This is a genomic window from Klebsiella sp. PK01, from assembly GCF_057624675.1.
On the sequence record NZ_JBYEZM010000001.1, the window covers coordinates 213242 to 232333 of the forward strand.

Here is a 19092-nt window from a genome sequence, read left to right on the forward strand (position 1 = left end):
CAACATGACTGAACATCAACGTGAGGGGCAGGTTCATCCTGCCGCCGACGGGGAGTGCCCGTCGCAGCTCAAACGCGGCCTTGGCGCCCGGCACATTCAGATGATTGCGCTGGGCGGCGCTATCGGCACCGGACTGTTTATGGGGGCGGGCAGAAACATCGCCGTCGCCGGAACGTCCATTCTGCTTATTTATCTACTGGTAGGTTTCTTTACCTATATGGTGATGCGGGCGATGGGGGAGCTGTTGCTGACCCGCCTGGATTATCGTTCGTTTGCGGATTTCGTCGGCGATTATCTCGGCCCGCAGGCCAGCTTCTATCTGGGCTGGACCTACTGGCTTAGCTGGGTGGTGACCTGTATCGCCGACGTGGTGGTTTGCGGCAGCTATATGCAGTACTGGTTCCCGGAGATGTCGGCGTGGATGCCCGCGCTGAGTACGCTTGGCATCCTGTTCTTGTTTAATCTGTTGTCGGTAAAGATGTTCGGCGAGGCCGAGTTCTGGTTTGCGCTGATTAAAGTTATCACCATCATCGCGCTGATTTTGACCGGCGCGTGGATGATTGCTATTGGCTGGACTTCGCCGGATGGCGTGAAGGCTTCTTTAGGCCATATTACCGACCCGACGGCCTTTATGCCCCACGGCGTGACCGGTTTCTTCGCCGGTTTCCAGATAGCGATTTTCTCCTTCACCGGTATTGAGCTGCTCGGCACCATGACGGCGGAAACACGCGATCCTGAGCGCATCTTGCCGAAGGCGATTAACGCGCTGCCGCTGCGCATCATTATTTTCTATCTGCTGTCGATGGTGGTCATTATTGCCGTGGCTTCATGGCCTGGCGTCTCGCCGGATGCCAGTCCGTTCGTGACCCTGTTCGCCAAGGCCGGGCTGCCTGCCGCCGCCGCGGTAATTAACTTTGTCGCCCTAACGTCGGCCATGTCATCGGCGAACAGCGGCGTTTACTCCAGTACCCGCATGCTCTACGGCCTGTCGGTAGAAAAACATGCGCACTGGCAGTTCCGTATTCTGTCGCGTAATACCCGTATTCCGGTACGTAGCCTGCTGTTCTCCTGCTTCTGCATGCTAAGCGGCACGTTACTGCTGTTCCTGGTGCCAAACGTGATGACGTTATTTACCATTGTGTCGACGCTGGCGGCGATCATGGTGGTTTTCAGCTGGGGTATGATCCTCGTGGCATATCTGGTGTATCGTCATAAACGCCCGGACCTGCACGCGCAGTCGAAATTCAAAATGCCGGCGGGAGTGGTGATGTGCTGGCTGAGCCTGCTGTTTTTCGCCTTCTCGATCTTCATTATGATTTTCGACCCGGATACGCTGCTGGCGCTGATGGCCTCGCCGCTGTGGTTTATCGCGCTATGGTGCTTCTGGAAAGTGAAACAGAAGCGCGAAGGGCAACTGGCTTTGGATAATGTCAACGCCTGATGATACCCGGCAGCTTAAGCGTGGCTGCCGGATTTTCCTTTTCGCCTTAGCGCGGTTTATGATGTCGCCCGGTACTTCATTGATGGACCAGGACAATAGAAGGAAAGGGTATGACAGAGCATTTCCCGGCGCTTTCGCTCGAGACGTTAGCGGCGGCCAATCAGATTGGCGCCTGGTTGGCGCAGGATGATTTACCGCAGGAGCCACAGCCGAAAATTGTCGTGCTGGCCGGCAATGCGGTGATCCCGACGATTGATGCCGCCTGTCACCTGGCGGCGCAGGCGCAGGTCCCGTTGCTGATAAGCGGCGGCATTGGTCATTCGACGACCTTTTTATATAACGCTGTACGAAAGCATCTGCACTATCAGGCGCTGCAGGTAGAGGGGCGTCCGGAATCGCATATCCTGGCGGATATCGCCGAACGTTTCTGGCAAATACCGCGCGATCGCATTGTGGTGGAAGACCGTTCAACCAACTGCGGCGAAAACGCGTGGTTTACCCGCCGGTTACTGGAAGAGCGTGGGCTGGATCATACCTCTGGCGTGGTGATTCAGGATCCGACGATGCAGCGTCGGACGATGGCGACGTTTGCCCGCGTCTGGCAGGATGCTCCGGCGCCGCCGCAGTGGTGGAGCTACCCAGGTTGTTCGCCGCGGCTCGAAAATAGCGCTACTGGCCTGAGATTCAGCGGAGATGCTAGTGGACTGTGGCCGGTGGGGCGTTATCTGGAACTGCTGCTTGGCGAGCTGCCACGTTTGCTGGATAACCCGCAGGGTTATGGCCCCAACGGTAAAGATTTTATTGCCCATGTCGATTTCCCACGCGATGTTAGCGCGGCGTGGCAATGCTTGCGTGCAGATACGCTATTGAGCCAGGCGCTGAACGCCAGAACGCTGGGGTAGGGAGAAAGGCGGATAGCCGCAGCTATCCGCAGATTCTGGGATTACTTCGCGAATTTATCCAGCACGCGGACAAGCTGGGTGACAAAACCGTACTCGTTATCGTACCAGGCCACGGTTTTCACTAGCTGTACGCCGCCGGCCTCTACGATCTCCAGCTGGGTCGCATCATAGATTGAGCCGAAATGGCTGCCGATAATGTCGGAGGAGACAATTTCTTCTTCGGTGTAGCCAAAAGACTCGTTGTTCGCCGCCGCATTTTTCATGGCCTGATTAACCTCTTCCGCGGTGACTTTCTTCGCCAGCACGGACACAAGCTCAGTGACTGAGCCTGTTTTAGTCGGCACGCGCTGGGCGTGACCTTTCAGTTTCCCGCTGAGCTCCGGGATCACCAGACCGATGGCTTTTGCCGCGCCGGTGGTGTGGGGTATAACGTTCTCCGCCGCCGCTCGCGAGGCGCGCAGGTCTTTGCCACGGGGGCCGTCGACCAGCGATTGCGTACCGGTATAAGCGTGAATAGTGGTCATGGTGCCCACGGTAATGCCGAAAGCGTCGTTCAGCACTTTAGCCATTGGCGCCAGACAGTTGGTGGTGCAGGATGCAACCGAAATAATGGTGTCATCCGGGCTCATGGTGTCGTCATTGACGTGATAAACGATGGTTTTCATCTCGCCGGCAGGGGCGGAAATCAGCACTTTCTTCGCGCCGGCGGTCAGGTGCGCCTGCGATTTTTCAGCCGACGTATAGAAGCCGGTACATTCAACAATCACCTCTGCGCCCGCGGCTTTCCACGGAATATGCTGGGCCTCTTTTTCCGCATAAACGGTAATTTTCTTACCATCAACGATTAGCGCATCTTCTGTAAAATCAACGCTCCATGGGAAAGGGCCGTAGTTAGAGTCATGTTTAAGCAGATAGGCTAAGACTTTCGGCGAGGTGAGATCGTTGATGGCCACGACCTCTAGCGGGCTATTTACTTCCAACAGACGACGAAGTACTAAGCGTCCAATACGACCAAATCCATTAATACCAAGTTTACTCATGGGTACTCTCCTGGTGGTGAAGTTGATACATTAAAACTATCTTCAGATAGAGTGGGGAAGGATATTTCTCTTCCTTTCATTGACTTAGCTATTCACCTGCGGTGTTCCAATGGCTAAGTTATCTACCTTAAGCGTCTTCGGTCACTGTCACGTGGAGCGAGATGGTGCGAAGGAAGTATAACCCTGCCTGCTTCATCATGCGGCGTTAAATGGTAAACATTACCTACATGTCGTTACGGTATTTAGGCAGGCGTCCATCCTGTATGCACGCGTATGTGGTTGAATAATGAACATATGGCGAGAGGGTAGAGCTGACGCGGTCTGAGGCGAGTTATCCACAAACTATGCGATCTGATACTGACCCGTTTTGTGGATAACCTAAAATGTTTCGGGATACTTAATTCACTCTGCGTTATAAGTTTGCGCCATACATCACGATAATCAATGTCTTCACTCGGTACCCTAATATAAGAATACTTAAATAGGGGAATAACATACCAATGAAAAAGAGCATTGCACTGACGATGGTGGCGCTGGCGTGTCTGTCGGCTAACGTTCTGGCGGCTGAGAAACTTGCGGGTAATGAAATACTTGCAGTACAAAAAGGCGGGGTGCCAGATAAAGTCTATACCCAAAATCAGCCGAAATTGCGCATAGCAACCTATAATATCGGCAAGAATGAAGCTTCTGATAATGTGGCCGATTTTACGGCACTTAATTCAGCGATTAAAAAAATTAACGCCGATATTATTGCCGTCCCGGAAGTCGATAACAAAACTCAGCGCAGCCAGAAAATCGATCAGCTTAAGACGATTGCCGATGCTAACAATATGCATTATGCCTTTGGTAAAGCGTTGGATTTCGATGGCGGAGAGTACGGTCTGGGGCTGCTGTCAAAATACAAAATCCTGCATTCGCAGGTGGTGAAGCTGCCATCAGGCAATGCGGAACAGCGTGTGGCGCTGCTGGCGCAGGTCGACGTACCTGGCTTTGATTCCGCGCCGATTATCATGGTGACTCATCTTGACTGGCAAAAAGACCCCACCATGCGTACAGAGCAGGCTCGCTATCTGCTCGATTTGAGTATTGGCGATGCGGCGTCTGATTTTAAAGATATCGCCTCCTCAATTAAGATCCTGGCCGGCGATTTTAATTCAACCCGTGAAGAACAGCCGGTGAAAGAGATCGGTTATTTCTTTAACGAAGTGTCGAAGCAGGGGACGGATACGCGTAGCTGGCCTGCTGTTAACCCGGCTATTGATATCGACCACATTTTCACCTTCAAAGGACAAAAGTGGGATGTGAAGAAGCTGGAGATTCCGCATAACTCGGCGGAATTTAACTGGTCAGCGGCCAGCGACCATCTGCCGGTCATTGCAGAACTGCAGCTCACCGAGCAGTAACATTGCCCAGGGCTCTTTGCAAAAGAGCCCTATGATCTTCAATTCGCGCCAACGCTGTTGTTTAATCCTCGGTAAAGGTTAATGAAAATTTAAGGGAAGGCGGTTATGTTAACAACATCACACTTCCATTAAGGTTTGTTCATGCGCGATAAATATTCTGGCCTGCAGATAGGAATACACTGGCTGGTCTTTTTACTGGTTGTCGTCGCCTACGCGGCGATGGAACTGCGCGGCTTCTTTCCGCGCAGCGACCGTCCGGTGATAAACATGATCCACGTCTCCTGCGGTATTTCCATTTTTGTCCTAATGATCGCACGCCTGCTGGTGCGCCTGAAGTCTCCGGCGCCGCCGATTGTTCCTAAACCCTCGCCGATGATGACCGGTTTCGCCCATCTTGGCCATCTGGTGATATATCTGCTGTTTATCGCGCTACCGGCGATTGGCATGGTAATGATGTATTACCGCGGTAACCCGTGGTTTGCTTTCGGCCTGACGATGCCCTTTGCGGCGCAAAGCAACTTCGCTTTGGTCAACACCCTGAAGGAACTGCACGGCGTACTGGCAAATATCGGCTATTTCGTCATTGGCCTGCACGCGCTGGCGGCGCTGCTGCATCACTATTTATGGAAAGATAATACGCTGCTGCGCATGATGCCGCGTAAGCGCTGAATTCCCGCTTATCACGACTGAACCCGCCGGCCGGCGGGTTTTTTGTTTCCATCACTCGCCAATAAATGATTCGCGAAATGTTACTTATGCTGCAAATTTGTATCAATTATGTAAATAAAAATGTCTAAACGAAACGAAAGGTTCTATAAGAATCTCAGTGCGGTGGATTGAATCTAGCCGGGAGGTCGTCGAAACGATACCCTGGCACGTTCAGCGGTATCCGCAGCGTCATTGGCTAAAACGCCTGCATTTTCAATACCGATGAGCAAAAGGAAACCCTGACATGACCGATAATATACCGGCCACTTCTCCGCCTGTCGCCGATGCCGATGCCGGTGGCGCTGAACGCCTGAGCCCGCGCGAGCAGGTGGTGATCAATAAATTGTTCCGGCGCTTGATCCCTTTTCTGTTTCTGCTTTTTATCTTTTCGTTTCTTGACCGTATCAATATTGGCTTTGCCGGGCTCACGATGAGCCAGGATTTGGGGCTGAGTAGCACCATGTTCGGCCTCGCGACGACGTTGTTCTACGCGATGTATGTCATCTTTGGTATTCCCAGTAACATCATGCTGGGGATCGTTGGCGCCCGTCGCTGGATTGCCAGCATTATGGTGGTTTGGGGGATTGCATCGACAGCGACCATGTTTGCGACCGGGCCGAATAGCCTGTATCTGCTGCGCATGCTGGTGGGGATTGCCGAAGCCGGTTTTCTTCCGGGGCTTCTGCTCTACTTAACCTACTGGTTTCCGGCCTACTACCGGGCGCGCGCCAATGCGTTGTTTATGATTGCTATGCCGGTGACGATGGCGCTGGGCTCGCTGGTCTCCGGCTATATTCTCAGTATGGATGGTATGCTGGCGCTTAAAGGCTGGCAGTGGTTGTTCCTGCTGGAAGGATTCCCATCGGTGCTGTTGGGGGCGGTGGTCTGGTTCTATCTCGATGATAGCCCGAAAAAGGCCAAATGGCTGAGCGATGAAGACAAACGTTGCCTTAACGAGATGATGGAAAAGGACAAACTACGACTAGTGCAACCGAACGGTAGCGCCAGTCTGAGCGCGCTGCAGCAGGGGAAAGGCAGCCTCTGGCGCGACGTCTTCACCCCGGTGGTGTTGATGTATACGCTGGCCTATTTCTTTCTCTGTAATACTTTAAGCGCGCTTAGCGTCTGGACGCCTCTCATTCTCAAAAGCTTTAACCAGGGCAGCAGCAATATCGCCATTGGCCTGCTCAGCGCCGTACCGCATATTTGTACCATTATGGCGATGATCTGGTGGAGCAAACGTTCTGACCGCTTACAGGAACGTAAGCTGCACACGTTATTGCCCTACCTGTTTGCCGCCGCGGGCTGGATGCTGGCGGCGCACGGGTCAAATAGCATCATGCAACTGTTGGGGGTGATTATGGCCTCGGCGGGTGCCTATGCGGCGATCGTGATTTTCTGGACCACGCCGGATCAATCCATCAGCCTGCGCTCGCGAGCGATCGGCATTGCGGTGATTAACGCGACAGGTAATATGGGATCGGCCATGAGTCCGTTATTATTCGGCTGGCTGAAGGATTTAACCGGTAGCTTCAACGCCGGATTTTACCTCGTTGCCGGGTTCCTGGTTTTGGGGGCGCTGGTGGTATCGCGCATCCCGATGAAGGCCAGCCGTCCACGAGCGACGCCATAAAAAAACAGGAGTAGCGATGAGAGTGAGACGCGCGGTACCCGATGAAGCCCCTGCGTTGTGGAATATCCGTAATCAGGCGATTCGCCATGGCTGTCGTCAAAGCTATGGCGCTGAAGTGATTCACGCCTGGACGCCGGAACAGATGCCCGAAGGGTATCGTCACGCCGTTGCCGATAATCCGTTTTATATCGTGGAAAATAGGCTGGGCCAACCCGTCGCTACCGGCTATCTCGATATTGAGTCCTTAAGCGTGGAAGCGATCTTTACGCTGCCGGAGTGGGGCGGGCAGGGATGCGCGGATTTGATCATGAGGGCGGTTATTGCCGAAGCTCGCCGACGGGGGCTCGAAACCATTACGCTTGAGGCGACCCCCAATGCGGCGGGCTTTTATCTACGCCATGGCTTTGTTTCACATGGTGAAAAGAGTCATTATTCGAAAATGGCCAACGCCGAGCTACGCTGTATAGCCATGAGCCTCACTCTCGATTAACGGTAAACTTGCGCCGCTATGCTATGGTTGTTAGCGGCGTTTCAATTTGCCACTTTAGCTAAATAAATATAGTATACCCCCCTATATGATATGGAGGGCCTCTCGTGCCACATTCACCAGAAGACAAGAAGCGTGCGCTTAGCCGCGTACGCCGTATTCGCGGGCAGGTTGAAGCGCTGGAACGTGCGCTGGAGTCCGGCGAACCCTGCATGACTATCCTGCAACAGATTGCCTCCATTCGCGGCGCCGCCAACGGTTTGATGGGCGAGCTGGTGGAGATGCATCTGCAGGATGAACTGGTTAGCGGCGATACTACCCCGGACCAACGCGCCGCCCGCATGGCGGAAGTCGGTCACCTGCTACGATCCTATTTAAAGTAAAATCACGACGAGGAATGGACAGTATGAAATCACGTGCAGCAGTTGCCTTTGGCCCCGGCCAGCCGTTAAAAATCGTGGAGATTGACGTCGCGCCGCCAAAGAAAGGCGAAGTCCTGGTCAAAATCACCCACACCGGTGTTTGCCACACCGATGCTTTTACTCTCTCTGGCGACGATCCGGAAGGCGTGTTCCCGGCGGTTTTGGGCCATGAAGGCGGCGGTATCGTCGTTGAAGTCGGCGAGGGCGTGACCAGCCTGAAACCTGGCGATCACGTTATTCCGCTGTATACCGCCGAGTGCGGCGAATGTAAATTCTGCAAGTCTGGCAAAACTAACCTCTGCCAGGCGGTCCGCGCCACCCAAGGGAAAGGTCTGATGCCGGATGGCACTACGCGATTCTCCTATAACGGCGAGCCGATTTATCACTATATGGGCACCAGCACCTTCAGCGAATACACCGTCTGCGCCGAGATTTCGCTGGCAAAAGTAAACCCGCAGGCGCCGCTGGAAAAAGTATGTCTGTTGGGCTGCGGCGTCACCACCGGTATCGGCGCGGTACATAACACGGCGAAGGTGAAAGAGGGCGACAGCGTCGCGGTGTTCGGGCTGGGCGGTATTGGCCTGGCGGTGATTCAGGGAGCGGTGCAGGCGAAGGCCGGACGCATTCTGGCGGTCGACACTAATCCGGATAAATTTACCCTCGCCAAAGAGATGGGTGCCACCGACTTTATCAACCCGAACGACTACGATAAACCGATTCAGGACGTGATTGTCGAGTTAACCGATGGCGGCGTTGATTTCAGTTTTGAATGTATCGGTAACGTCAACGTTATGCGCGCGGCGCTGGAGTGCTGTCATAAAGGTTGGGGTGAGAGCGTTATCATCGGCGTTGCCGGAGCGGGTCAGGAAATTAAAACTCGTCCGTTCCAGTTGGTCACCGGCCGGGTATGGCGTGGTTCCGCCTTCGGCGGCGTGAAAGGGCGTAGCCAGCTGCCGGGGATGGTTGAAGACGCGATGGCGGGTAAGATTCGCCTCGATCCGTTTATCACCCACCGGTTACCGCTCGACCAGATCAACGAAGCCTTCGATCTGATGCATGAAGGTAAATCGATTCGTACGGTTATTCACTTCGGTGATAACTAAGTATTACCGATAGCGGAACCCGGGCCATTTATCGCCCGGGTTGACTTCTGGCTGTGTTAATACTTGCGCCAGTGCTCATAGCCCGATTGCCAACGTCGTTGCTCTCGCCGTTCTCTTTCGCGTTGAATATCTGACTTTTGATCCTCCCAGACTGGACAATCCGGGCCGCTTGCCACTTCGCAGGGGGCAGAGATTTCGTTTAGCGGATTGATCTTTTTTTCTTCCCACAGCGTCGGGTCGCGTAAATCCACTTCTGGCGCTTTCAGCGCCTGGGCTGAGGTGGTTGCGGCTAATAAGAGTGCGCCGATCGGCAGGTGATGGAGGGCTCCTTTCATCTTTTATCCTTGTTATATTGTTATTGATAACTGTTCGCAATAATAACATAACGCAATAAAACATTCTAAAATTAGAGCCTGCCGAAGGCACTTATAGTGCTGACTCAGGGATCATATTGATCTTAAATTCTCCCGGCATGGTTGATATCGCTTCTACGGTTAAACCGTTTTTATCGGTTCTGCCCTTAAAGACTCTACCGTCTGGTGTGGTGATTTGGTAAGGGAGATAGGGCAGCGGCATACCCGTACGCGGATTCTTCAACACAAAGTCGTGGCGATAAAGTTGTGGTGGTTCCTCGTTGGCGCATCCCGTTAGTAACGCAGCCAAAAGCAGTGCGCTTGAGCCTTTCATCAAAGCCATAATGGCTTCCTCCCTGTTTATCCTGCCTGAGAAATGAGGTTCCATAGTAACAAAAGCCTGAAGATCGGCGCCTAAATGGAATCTGAAACCGGAGAGATAAAGAAAGGCCCCTGAACGGGGCCCTGGTTTTATTTTTGATCGGGTAAAGCGTAAGCGATGATGTAATCGCCGCGGTCGGGAGACTGACGCGCGCCGCCGGCGTTGATAATGATGTATTGCTTACCGGTTTTCGGTGAAACGTAGGTCATTGGGCCGGATTGGCTGCCCACCGGCAGGCGAGATTTCCAAATCTCTTTGCCGTTGGCGGTATCAAAGGCGCGCAGATAGAAATCCTGGGTGCCGGCGAAGAACAGCAGGCCAGACTGGGTAGACAGCGAAGCTCCCAGCGTTGGCATGCCGATAGGGATCGGCATATGCATGCGGATACCCAACGGACCGGTATCTTCTACCGTACCTACCGGAACCTGCCAGACCAGCTTACCGCTTTTCAGATCGACCGCCGACATGGTGCCGAACGGCGGCTTCTGGCAGGGGATACCCAACGGCGACAGGAAACGCTCACGCATTGCGCCATACGGCGTACCTTCCATCGGTACGATACCCATTTCGATACCGCTGGCATCTTTGGCCACTTTCGCTCGCGGCACCATGTAGTTAGCCAGTCCAAGACGCATGTCGTTGACGAACATCAGGCCGTTATTCGGATCAACCGACACGCTGCCCCAGTTCATCCCGCCAAGCGAGCCCGGATATTGCAAGGAGCGGTCCTCACCCGGCGGAGTAAAGACCCCCTGATGGCGCATCTCTTTGAACTGAATACGGCACAGCAGCAGGTCAACCGGGGTGGCGCCCCACATATCCGATTCTTTCAACGTTTCGTTGCCGATCATCGGCATGCCGACGGAGTACGGTTGCGTCGGCGAGTAGCGTTCACCTTTAACGTTACCAGCCGGGACCGGACGTTCTTCCACTTTAGCGACCGGTTCGCCCGTCGCGCGGTTAAGCATAAAGATCATGCCCTGCTTGCTGGTTTGCACCAGTACCGGCGTCGTACCGCCTTTACCGTCCGGCAGATCGTACAGCAGTGGTTGCGAAGGCAGGTCGAAATCCCACAGATCGTGATGGGTGGTCTGGAAATGCCAGCGCACTTTACCGGTGGCGGCATCGACCGCAACGATTGATGAGCTGTATTTATCATCCAGCGCCGTACGTTCGCCGCCGAAGAAGTCTGGCGTGGCGTTACCGGTTGGCAGATAAATAAGATTCAGTTTGGCATCATAGGACATCGCGGACCAGACATTCGGCGTCCCGCGCGTGTAGGTCTGTCCTTCCGGCGGCACGCCGGTCAGTTGCGGATTGCCCGGATCCCAGGCCCAGGCCAGTTTACCGGTATGCACGTCAAAAGCGCGAACCACGCCCGGCGGTTCACCGGTGGAGTAGTTATCCGCTATACGACCACCAACGACAACAAGGTTACCGGCAACCAGCGGGGTAGAGGTCTGCTGATAATAACCGGGTTTGATTTCCCCCATGCCGACGCTGAGATCGACGGTACCGTGTTCACCAAATGCTTCACAGGCTTTACCGGTATCGGCATCGATTGCGATCAGACGCGCATCGGTAGTTGGCAGGAACAGGCGGCGGGCGCAGGCGGCAGGCTGGGTCCCGGCAACGGCATTAGCCTGTGCCTGGCTATCTTCGTAGTAGCCTAAACCGCGGCAACGTTGCCAGTTCGGCGCCGTCGCTTTTGAGTCGTAGCGCCATTTCTCTTTGCCGCTATCGACATCCAGCGCCAGGACTTTGCTATATGGCGTACAAACATAGAGAGTATCGCCAATCTGCAGCGGCGTATTCTGGTCTTCCGCGCCGGAACCGTTACTCTGCGGAATATCGCCGGTATGGGCAATCCAGGCAACCTGTAGCTGGTTGATATTGTTTTTATTGATCTGATCCAACGCGGCGAAGCGGTCGCCGTGAGTGGTATTACCCCAGTGCTCCCAGTTTTTTTGTTCTTCACCCGGTTGTACCGGTTTTACCGGCACGGGTTCGCTGGCGCTGACCAGCGGCTGGGATTTGAACATCCAGCCAAAGCTGGCCAGCAGTACCACGGCCAGCACGCCCGCGAGGGTGAAGGCCGCGCCTTTTTTGGCCGGTGCGCTGGAAAGGAAAGGCCAAACAATGGCGCACAGAAAAGCCAGAACGCCAAGCGCGAACAGGCGTGAGAACAGCGGCCAGTAGGTCCAGCCGGCGTCGCTGATAGCCCAAACAATGGAAGCCGCGAAGGCGACGGCATAAAGAATGATGCCGCTGCGATGATTGCGGAAAATAAGCAGGGAGGCGATGACCATCACCAGCCCCATAATGGCGAAATACCAGGTGCCGCCGACGCTTGCCAGTTTGGCGCCTAAAATACCGATTGCCAGACCGATGATTAACATCAGTCCGGCGAGTAGCCACTGCAGGATCCGGGGGAATCCGCGCGGCACGTTGCCCGTAGCCATGTTGTCTCCTTTTACCACCCCTTGCCAGGCGTGTACCAAATGAATCAAGTGCAAATGGAAATTGCTTTTGAGTGAAGCTCCATAAAGCTTCATAAAGGTGATTTCAAAAGATGAATTCATTTCACATGAACCAAATGGTGAAATCATGGCTATGATAAATCTGTTAATGAAATGAGCGCAAATGTTAATGAATGATTTCGCACTAATTGATTAGCACGATGTATATATTAAGGGGCAGAAGAATGAACGTAGCGGTACGTTACCCCGTTGTATTCGCTCGGGGTAACAACCATGAATAATCAGGCAGGCATGGATTTGCGTATCGCGCTGAGTAGAGTTTGCGCCCCCTGCGACAAGCTGGCGTCCACTCGGGTAAGAATACCGATCGGCTCGCCGGCGCCTTCGGTGGCGATAGGTAATGAGGTTAACAAACCGCGACGCAGGTCGTCTTTCACCGCGCCGGAAGGGACGAACCAGACATAGTCATAATCGACGGTGAGCTGGCGTGAAAGCGAGGCCGACAGCGTTTCAATACAGCCGGGGGGAATTTTACAGCCCTGGCTTTGCAGCAGCGTTTCCGCATTCTGCCGCGGAATGGTCCCTTTTGGTGAGACCACCACCGGCCATTCCATCACCCGGCTGAGCGTTACCGTCTCCTGCAGCAGCGGGTGGCCGGGGCGGACGACCAGTTTTAGCGATTCAAGAAACAGCAGTTCATAGTTGAGGCCGCTCATCAGTTCCGGATCGGACATGCGCCCAATACCAATATCTACATCGCCGGATTTCAGCCCCGCCAGCAGCATGGTGTTATTCATGGTGGCGACCTGTAAGGTGATATCTTTTTGCTGTTTGTGAAATTGACCAATCACCGTAGGCAAAATACCGAGCGCTGCGGTTGGCAGGGCGCCAATCCTAACCACATCGCTATTCATGCCTTCTTTACGATTGAGAGCCTGGCCTGCGGTATTGAGAGCATCCAGTACCTTGACCGCATGGGTTAGAAACTGTTCGCCAACCAGCGTCAACTGCGCGCCAAGCCGCCCGCGCTCAAAAAGCCGGGTACCGGTCAACTGCTCAAGCTCGTTGAGGGTTTTTGATAGCGCAGGTTGGCTAAGATTCAGGGTTTCTGCCGCCCGCCCCAGGGTTCCCTGTTGTGCGACGGCGACGAAAGTATGTAAATGGCGCAAGCGAATGCGCTGACTGAAGAGACCATTTTTTTCCATAATCGATGTTAAAAACAGAGCTGTCTCGGTAGCAAGCGAAGTTGTTTAATTTTGATAACTAGTTAGCAAAATATTATTAACATTTGATCTTATTGTCTTACAAGTCATTTCTACCAGAGGCGATAAAAAGCCCCGCACTCGGCGGGGCAGGGAAAAGGGTAATTTGGGGGGAAATTAAATATCGAAGAACACGGTCTCTTTATCGCCCTGTAAATAAATATCAAAGCGGTACACGACTTCATCTCCACGTACTTCACGTTGTGCGATAAGCGTCTGGCGGCGAACTTCCCATTCAATCAGATTCAGTACCGGATCCTGTTCATTTGCCGCCTGTTCATCAGCGAAATACATCCGCGTATTCAGGCCGATGTTAATACCCCGCGCCACTACCCACAGATTGAGGTGCGGCGCCATAATGCGTCCGTCACGGCCGACGACCGCGCCGGGTTTGATGGTTTGAAAACGCCAGACGCCGGATGCAAAGTCAGAACAAGTACGGCCCCAGCCGCGGAAGTTCGGGTCCAGAGCCTTGTTCTGCTGGCGGTCGTCGGGATGGTTATAACGCCCGTCGGCGTTAGCCTGCCATAGTTCCAGCAGCACGTCGCGTACCGGGGTTCCGGAACCATCGAAAACCCGCCCTTCAATCGTAATGCGTTGGCCTTTGGTTTCCGCGCTCACTAAGTTGGGGCCAAAGTTTTTTTCAAAAATATGAAATCCTGCAGCGTCCGGCGCCAGACCAATATGCACATAGGGCCCGGCAGTCTGCGAGGCGGTTTCAGCTAAATAGTCTTTCATTGGGCGGCCCCCTGGGTACGATTTTCGAACAGCGTGGCGCGGTGGCCGCGCAGCACAAGGTCAAAACGATAGGCCAGACTGTCGAGCGGCACGGCGGCGTGGGTATCCAGCTCGGCAATCAGGGTACGCACGGCATCATCGTTATTGATGGTTCTGACAATCGGACACTGTTTGATAAGCGGATCGCCTTCAAAGTACATTTGGGTAATCAGCCGTTGCGCCCAGGCATCGCCTGAGAGCGAAAAGTGAATATGCGCCGGTCGCCAGTCGCTAACCTGATTACGCCACGGGTAGGGGCCGGGTTTGATCGTGCGAAAGCAGTAATAACCATTTTCATCGGTCAGAACCCGTCCGCAGCCGCCGAAGTTGGGGTCAATCGGCGCCAGATACTGGTCTTTCTTATGACGGTAACGGCCGCCGGCATTGGCCTGCCACACTTCGACCAGCGTATTTTTCATTGGCCGGCCAAAGCCGTCGCGCACGTAACCGTGGACGATAATTCGTTCGCCAATCGGCAGGCCGTCTTTGGCGTAGTTGAGAATGAGATCGTTATCCAGCGGGCCAAGGTCGTCGCTGCTGAACACCGGGCCGGTAATCTCAGAAAGTGAATTTTGCAGGGAGATGAGCGCATTGCGCGGCGAGCGTAGCACGCTGGTTTTGTATCCCGGCGCCAGCGCCGGCGGATGGCTATTGTAATCGCGATGTACGACCTCGCGCGGTGACCATTTATTATTCATAGGGTACTCCATCAAACGGAAGAGAGGCATGTTGTTGTAATTTCGCCAGAAACAGTCTCTGTAAATGTTTTGTTAATTTAAAGTGAAATTAAATCTAATTTTTCATAACCCACGGTTATGATTTGTACAGGCGAAACGCGGTAGCAGGTTATCCGCATCACAGTTTGTAAATTCTTCCCGCCACTCTTAACGCGCTTTCCTACACTCCAGGAAGTATTCACTGGAGGTAAGACATCATGGCGAACACCATCACGGCTGATGAGATTCGGGAAAACTTTTCACAGGCTATGTCGGCAATGTACCAGCAGGAAGTTCCGCAGTATGGAACCCTCCTGGAGTTGGTGGCGGATGTGAATCTGGCGGTCCTGGAACACAACCCGAAATTACATGAACAATTGGCTAATGCCGACGAACTGGCACGGCTGAACGTTGAGCGCCACGGCGCGATCCGCGTGGGAACGGCGGAAGAACTGGCGACCCTGCGTCGCATGTTTGCCATTATGGGGATGTATCCCGTTAGCTATTACGATCTGTCGCAGGCTGGGGTACCCGTGCATTCTACCGCCTTTCGCCCGGTCGATGACGCGGCGCTGGCGCGTAACCCGTTTCGTATTTTCACCTCGTTGCTGCGCCTTGAACTGATCGGCAACGAGGCGCTGCGCCAGCGAGCGGCCGATATTCTCGCCCGTCGCGATATCTTTACGCCGCGCTGCCGTGAGCTGATTGCGTTACACGAAGATAGGGGGGAATTCACGGCTGCAGAAGCGCGCGAATTCGTCAACGAAGCGTTGGAGACTTTCCGTTGGCACCGTCATGCCACCGTCGACGAGCAAACCTATCACGCGCTGCATAATGAGCACCGGTTGATTGCCGATGTGGTCTGTTTCCCCGGTTGCCACATTAACCATCTGACGCCGCGCACTCTCGATATCGATCGGGTTCAGGCGCTGATGCCGCAGTGCGGTATCGAACCGAAAGCGCTCATTGAGGGACCGCCGCGCCGCGAGGTGCCGATTTTACTGCGGCAAACCAGTTTTAAAGCGCTGGAAGAGCCGGTGATGTTCGCCGGCGAACATAAAGGTACGCACAGCGCGCGCTTTGGCGAAATTGAACAACGCGGCGTCGCGTTGACGCCGAAAGGACGAGCGCTGTATGACCGCTTACTGAATGAGGCCGGGGTCGGTAAAGACAACCTTAACCACCAGCGCCATTTGCAGGAGGTCTTTAGCCAGTTTCCTGACAGCGAATTTTTGCTGCGTCAGCAGGGGCTGGCGTGGTTCCGCTATCGCCTGACGCCTGCGGGGGAAGCGCATCGCCATGCTTTTGGCCCCGGCGACGATCCGCAACCGCTGATCGAGCGCGGTTGGGTAGTCGCGCAGCCGATTGTTTATGAAGATTTTTTACCGGTGAGCGCGGCGGGGATTTTCCAATCAAATCTTGGCAACGAAACGCAGGCCCGCAGCCACGGTAACGCCAGCCGTGACGCTTTTGAAGCGGCGTTAGGCTGTGAGGTCCTCGATGAGTTCGAACTATATCAACAGGCGGAGGAACGGAGTAAACGCCGTTGCGGTCTGCTCTAAAATCGGTACTCTGCATGGCATAACTTGCAAAAGGACGTTGTTATGCAGAATTCATCTATGCCGCTAGTAAAAACGCGGCAGGGCACGCTATCCGGCACTAATGAACAGGGGATCCATATCTGGCGCGGTATTCCCTACGCGCAGCCGCCGGTAGGCGAGCTGCGTTGGCGTTCGCCGCAGCCTCCAGAGCGCTGGCAGGGCGTGCGTCAGGCCGATACCTTTGCCGCCGCCAGCTGGCAGGATATCGAATATTGTCGTGAACTGGGCGGCGGCGATCCTGGCCGTTTTTCCGAAGACTGTCTGTATCTCAACGTGTGGGCGCCCGCTGCCCGCTCGCAGCCGCTCCCGGTGATGGTCTGGCTGCACGGCGGCGGCTACACCATCGGCGCCGGCAGCCTGCCTCCCTACGACGGTAGCGCGTTGGCCAGCCGCGAGGTGGTGGTGGTCACCGTCAATTATCGTCTTGGGCATCTCGGCTTTTTCGCTCATCCGGCCCTGGAAGGCGAAGAGGGCGAGCGGTTGTATAATTTTGCGCTGCTCGATCAGATAGCCGCGCTGCGCTGGGTGCAGGATAATATCCACGCCTTCGGCGGCGACGCCGCCAATATCACCTTGTTCGGCGAATCCGCGGGGGCGCGCAGCGTCCTGTCGTTAATGGCGTCGCCGAAAGCGAAAGGATTGTTCCATAAAGCCATCGTGCAAAGCGGTTATACCTTACCGGATTTACCACGGGAAAAGGCGCTGGCGAAGGGAAAGCTGCTGGCGGAACATTTTTCTCTTGCCGATGCCAGCGCGGAACAGTTGCGGGCAATCCCCGCCGATGCCTTTTGGGCGCTGACGGCGCCGCTGAATATCGGCCCGGCGCCGATTGTCGGCGATGCGGTGCTGCCGGAGCCTATGCTCGACACGTTCTTTAAGGGCCGTCAGCATGCGATGCCGGTGATGATTGGCTCCAATAGCGATGAGGCCAGCGTGATGGCGGTATTTGGCGTCGATATTGCCGGCCAAATTCAAAAACTGCGTCGCGAACGCCGTTTTGGCCTTGGGCTTATCAAACTGCTGTATCCTGGCGTCAAAGGGGATGAAGCGTTAGGCAGAGAAGTGTGCCGCGATATGGCGTTCACCACCCTGGGTTACGTGGTGATGCAGGCGCAGCAGCGTGTTGGGCAACCGTGCTGGCGCTACTGGTTTGATTATGTTGCGCAAGCGGAACATGAAACTTATCTCCACGGCGCGTGGCATGGCAACGAAGTGGTTTACGTTTTCGACAATCTGACCCGCGCCGAACCGGTGTGTCAGTACGCCAGTGAGGCGGACCGAGCCTTCGCCGCGCAGGTCGCCGACTACTGGGCCAATTTTGCCAGGCTGGCAGGCAATCAGTGTAGTGAGTTAACCGGCCCGGTGCGCTGGCCCGCCTGTTTGGGCGGGCGAGATCGGTTGCTGCGTATCGGTCTTAACAAGCGGGCGGGTTTTAAAGTCGAGAACCGCTTTATGCGCGCGCGGCTGGCGCTGTTTCGCCGGGTGATGAAGCATCATGTGACGCTGGATTAACCAGCGCGGCGCGAAAGCGCGCCAGGCCGTCGGCTTTGCTTTGCGAGCGGCGAACGACCAACCGGTAGCTGGCGCCGGTTTTGACGCTGAGCGAGAAGGGGCGGCATAGTCGCCCGGTACGAAGATCCTCGGCGATTAGCGTCTCGTCCGCCATGGCGACGCCGAGCCCCTGCATCGCGGCGGTGATGGCGAGGTCCATGGTGTCGAAATATTGGTTTTTATGCATTTTTAACGTTGGTTCATGCGGATAGTGCGCCAGCCACAGCAGCCAGTCGGTTTTATCCCGCGTCGGGTGTAAAAATGTGATGGCGGAGAGCTGCGGATCGCACGGCGTATCGGGACTGGCCACCGGCGTGAGGGCTTCTTCAAACAGCAGATCCCCGGCGCTCTGATGGGTGCCAAAGATAATCGCCGCATCGTAGGGTTCAGTCTTAAAGTTAACGTTATGCTCGGTGGTGGTGGTCAACGCCACCTGCAGTTCCGGATAACGTCGTTCTATCTCCAGCAGTTTCGGCACCAGCCAGCGGATCGCGCAGGTAGGCGCTTTCAGGCGCACGACAGTTTGCTGCTGGCGCGCCTGCTCGGCTACCGTTAACAGGCGGCCAAATGCCGACTGCAGCTCCGGATAAAGCGCGCTGCCCTGCGGAGATAGCCGCAGCCCGCGGGCGTGGCGTACAAATAGCGGGAAGCCAAACCAGCTCTCCAGCGCGGCAATCTGCCGGCTGACCGCCCCCTGCGTCAGGCACAGCTCCTGCGCGGCATGGGTTAAGTTGAGATGCCTCGCGGTTATCAGAAACGTTTCTACGGTATGAAAAGGCAGGGCGCTACGCGACATGTTGGCTCCAGCTATGCATTTTGATCATAGGCAGT

18 protein-coding genes are annotated in these 19092 nt (G+C 54.9%); 10 read left to right on the forward strand and 8 right to left on the reverse strand.

What is annotated here, in order from left to right; all coding sequences use genetic code 11:
* The first annotated feature begins 4 nt into the window (after positions 1-4).
* Together AC22LX_RS00990 and AC22LX_RS00995 are read left to right on the forward strand one after the other, a co-directional pair.
* Entirely contained in the window at positions 5-1441 is a 1437-nt protein-coding gene (locus tag AC22LX_RS00990; protein ID WP_045393922.1) for an amino acid permease, read from the forward strand.
* Between the two features lie 110 nt (positions 1442-1551).
* A complete protein-coding gene (locus AC22LX_RS00995) occupies positions 1552-2343 on the forward strand; it encodes a YdcF family protein (protein ID WP_487333672.1) in 792 nt (263 codons plus the stop codon).
* Between the two features lie 41 nt (positions 2344-2384).
* On the opposite strand, the gene gap is transcribed toward AC22LX_RS00995, so the two are convergent.
* Positions 2385-3383: a type I glyceraldehyde-3-phosphate dehydrogenase gene (gene gap / locus AC22LX_RS01000; protein ID WP_045393926.1), complete on the reverse strand. Its 999-nt coding sequence runs from the start codon at positions 3381-3383 to the stop codon at positions 2385-2387.
* A gap of 500 nt (positions 3384-3883) precedes the next feature.
* Here gap and AC22LX_RS01005 point away from each other — a divergent pair, with 500 nt between their 5' ends.
* The 6 genes from AC22LX_RS01005 (at position 3884) to AC22LX_RS01030 (ending at position 9139) form a co-directional block, all read left to right on the forward strand.
* On the forward strand, positions 3884-4786 hold the full coding sequence (locus tag AC22LX_RS01005; protein ID WP_052668019.1) for an endonuclease/exonuclease/phosphatase family protein: 903 nt from the start codon (positions 3884-3886) through the stop codon (positions 4784-4786).
* A gap of 141 nt (positions 4787-4927) precedes the next feature.
* Positions 4928-5455, forward strand: a complete 528-nt coding sequence (cybB, locus tag AC22LX_RS01010) for a cytochrome b561 (protein ID WP_045393929.1) — start codon at positions 4928-4930, stop codon at positions 5453-5455.
* Positions 5456-5738: 283 nt separating this feature from the next.
* Positions 5739-7127, forward strand: coding sequence for a 4-hydroxyphenylacetate permease (gene hpaX, locus AC22LX_RS01015; RefSeq protein ID WP_487333673.1), 1389 nt, complete (start codon positions 5739-5741; stop codon positions 7125-7127).
* 16 nt (positions 7128-7143) lie between these two features.
* Entirely contained in the window at positions 7144-7617 is a 474-nt protein-coding gene (locus AC22LX_RS01020) for a GNAT family N-acetyltransferase (RefSeq protein WP_045393933.1), read from the forward strand.
* A gap of 104 nt (positions 7618-7721) precedes the next feature.
* Positions 7722-7997 carry a metal/formaldehyde-sensitive transcriptional repressor gene (locus AC22LX_RS01025; protein ID WP_015705585.1) on the forward strand — a complete coding sequence of 92 codons (276 nt, stop codon included), beginning with the start codon at positions 7722-7724 and terminating at the stop codon, positions 7995-7997.
* Positions 7998-8020: 23 nt separating this feature from the next.
* A complete protein-coding gene (locus AC22LX_RS01030; protein ID WP_045393936.1) occupies positions 8021-9139 on the forward strand; it encodes an S-(hydroxymethyl)glutathione dehydrogenase/class III alcohol dehydrogenase in 1119 nt (372 codons plus the stop codon).
* A 56-nt stretch (positions 9140-9195) separates the two neighbouring features.
* Here the strand turns inward: AC22LX_RS01030 and AC22LX_RS01035 are convergent, their stop codons facing one another.
* The 6 genes from AC22LX_RS01035 to pcaH all read right to left on the reverse strand — a co-directional run bounded on the left by AC22LX_RS01035 (position 9196) and on the right by pcaH (position 15091).
* On the reverse strand, positions 9196-9474 hold the full coding sequence (locus AC22LX_RS01035; RefSeq protein WP_063416056.1) for a hypothetical protein: 279 nt from the start codon (positions 9472-9474) through the stop codon (positions 9196-9198).
* A gap of 91 nt (positions 9475-9565) precedes the next feature.
* Positions 9566-9835 (reverse strand): hypothetical protein, encoded by a 270-nt coding sequence (locus tag AC22LX_RS01040; RefSeq protein WP_047048814.1) that lies wholly within the window; start codon positions 9833-9835, stop codon positions 9566-9568.
* A gap of 128 nt (positions 9836-9963) precedes the next feature.
* Complete coding sequence (locus tag AC22LX_RS01045) at positions 9964-12336, reverse strand: glucose/quinate/shikimate family membrane-bound PQQ-dependent dehydrogenase (protein ID WP_487333674.1); 2373 nt, start codon at positions 12334-12336, stop codon at positions 9964-9966.
* Positions 12337-12635: 299 nt separating this feature from the next.
* Positions 12636-13559, reverse strand: coding sequence for a LysR substrate-binding domain-containing protein (locus tag AC22LX_RS01050; RefSeq protein ID WP_045382604.1), 924 nt, complete (start codon positions 13557-13559; stop codon positions 12636-12638).
* Between the two features lie 174 nt (positions 13560-13733).
* Positions 13734-14354, reverse strand: coding sequence for a protocatechuate 3,4-dioxygenase subunit alpha (gene pcaG, locus AC22LX_RS01055; RefSeq protein ID WP_047048808.1), 621 nt, complete (start codon positions 14352-14354; stop codon positions 13734-13736).
* A complete protein-coding gene (gene pcaH / locus AC22LX_RS01060; protein ID WP_020078656.1) occupies positions 14351-15091 on the reverse strand; it encodes a protocatechuate 3,4-dioxygenase subunit beta in 741 nt (246 codons plus the stop codon). Before pcaH ends, pcaG begins: the two co-directional genes overlap by 4 nt.
* 236 nt (positions 15092-15327) lie before the next feature.
* Between pcaH and hglS the strand changes: the two genes are divergently transcribed.
* Both hglS and AC22LX_RS01070 read left to right on the forward strand, forming a co-directional pair.
* The gene (gene hglS / locus AC22LX_RS01065; RefSeq protein WP_045393952.1) at positions 15328-16671 is read left to right on the forward strand and encodes a 2-oxoadipate dioxygenase/decarboxylase HglS; all 1344 of its coding nucleotides are present in this window, start codon (positions 15328-15330) and stop codon (positions 16669-16671) included.
* A 42-nt stretch (positions 16672-16713) separates the two neighbouring features.
* The gene (locus AC22LX_RS01070) at positions 16714-18222 is read left to right on the forward strand and encodes a carboxylesterase/lipase family protein (RefSeq protein WP_487333675.1); all 1509 of its coding nucleotides are present in this window, start codon (positions 16714-16716) and stop codon (positions 18220-18222) included.
* On the opposite strand, the gene AC22LX_RS01075 is transcribed toward AC22LX_RS01070, so the two are convergent.
* Complete coding sequence (locus AC22LX_RS01075; RefSeq protein ID WP_049061249.1) at positions 18161-19057, reverse strand: LysR family transcriptional regulator; 897 nt, start codon at positions 19055-19057, stop codon at positions 18161-18163. The two genes, AC22LX_RS01070 and AC22LX_RS01075, sit on opposite strands and share 62 nt — an antisense overlap.
* Between the last annotated feature and the right edge of the window lie 35 nt (positions 19058-19092).

Bases quoted from the DNA above. Each gene is read 5' to 3' on its own strand.
- AC22LX_RS01050 (WP_045382604.1), bottom strand. From the start codon at position 13,559: ATGGAAAAAAATGGTCTCTTCAGTCAGCGCATTCGCTTGCGCCATTTA.
- hglS (WP_045393952.1), top strand. From the start codon at position 15,328: ATGGCGAACACCATCACGGCTGATGAGATTCGGGAAAACTTTTCACAG.
- pcaG (WP_047048808.1), bottom strand. From the start codon at position 14,354: ATGAAAGACTATTTAGCTGAAACCGCCTCGCAGACTGCCGGGCCCTAT.
- AC22LX_RS01035 (WP_063416056.1), bottom strand. From the start codon at position 9,474: ATGAAAGGAGCCCTCCATCACCTGCCGATCGGCGCACTCTTATTAGCC.
- AC22LX_RS01020 (WP_045393933.1), top strand. From the start codon at position 7,144: ATGAGAGTGAGACGCGCGGTACCCGATGAAGCCCCTGCGTTGTGGAAT.
- AC22LX_RS00995 (WP_487333672.1), top strand. From the start codon at position 1,552: ATGACAGAGCATTTCCCGGCGCTTTCGCTCGAGACGTTAGCGGCGGCC.
- AC22LX_RS00990 (WP_045393922.1), top strand. From the start codon at position 5: ATGACTGAACATCAACGTGAGGGGCAGGTTCATCCTGCCGCCGACGGG.
- cybB (WP_045393929.1), top strand. From the start codon at position 4,928: ATGCGCGATAAATATTCTGGCCTGCAGATAGGAATACACTGGCTGGTC.
- gap (WP_045393926.1), bottom strand. From the start codon at position 3,383: ATGAGTAAACTTGGTATTAATGGATTTGGTCGTATTGGACGCTTAGTA.
- AC22LX_RS01075 (WP_049061249.1), bottom strand. From the start codon at position 19,057: ATGTCGCGTAGCGCCCTGCCTTTTCATACCGTAGAAACGTTTCTGATA.
- AC22LX_RS01005 (WP_052668019.1), top strand. From the start codon at position 3,884: ATGAAAAAGAGCATTGCACTGACGATGGTGGCGCTGGCGTGTCTGTCG.
- AC22LX_RS01030 (WP_045393936.1), top strand. From the start codon at position 8,021: ATGAAATCACGTGCAGCAGTTGCCTTTGGCCCCGGCCAGCCGTTAAAA.
- AC22LX_RS01070 (WP_487333675.1), top strand. From the start codon at position 16,714: ATGCAGAATTCATCTATGCCGCTAGTAAAAACGCGGCAGGGCACGCTA.
- AC22LX_RS01040 (WP_047048814.1), bottom strand. From the start codon at position 9,835: ATGGCTTTGATGAAAGGCTCAAGCGCACTGCTTTTGGCTGCGTTACTA.
- hpaX (WP_487333673.1), top strand. From the start codon at position 5,739: ATGACCGATAATATACCGGCCACTTCTCCGCCTGTCGCCGATGCCGAT.
- AC22LX_RS01045 (WP_487333674.1), bottom strand. From the start codon at position 12,336: ATGGCTACGGGCAACGTGCCGCGCGGATTCCCCCGGATCCTGCAGTGG.
- pcaH (WP_020078656.1), bottom strand. From the start codon at position 15,091: ATGAATAATAAATGGTCACCGCGCGAGGTCGTACATCGCGATTACAAT.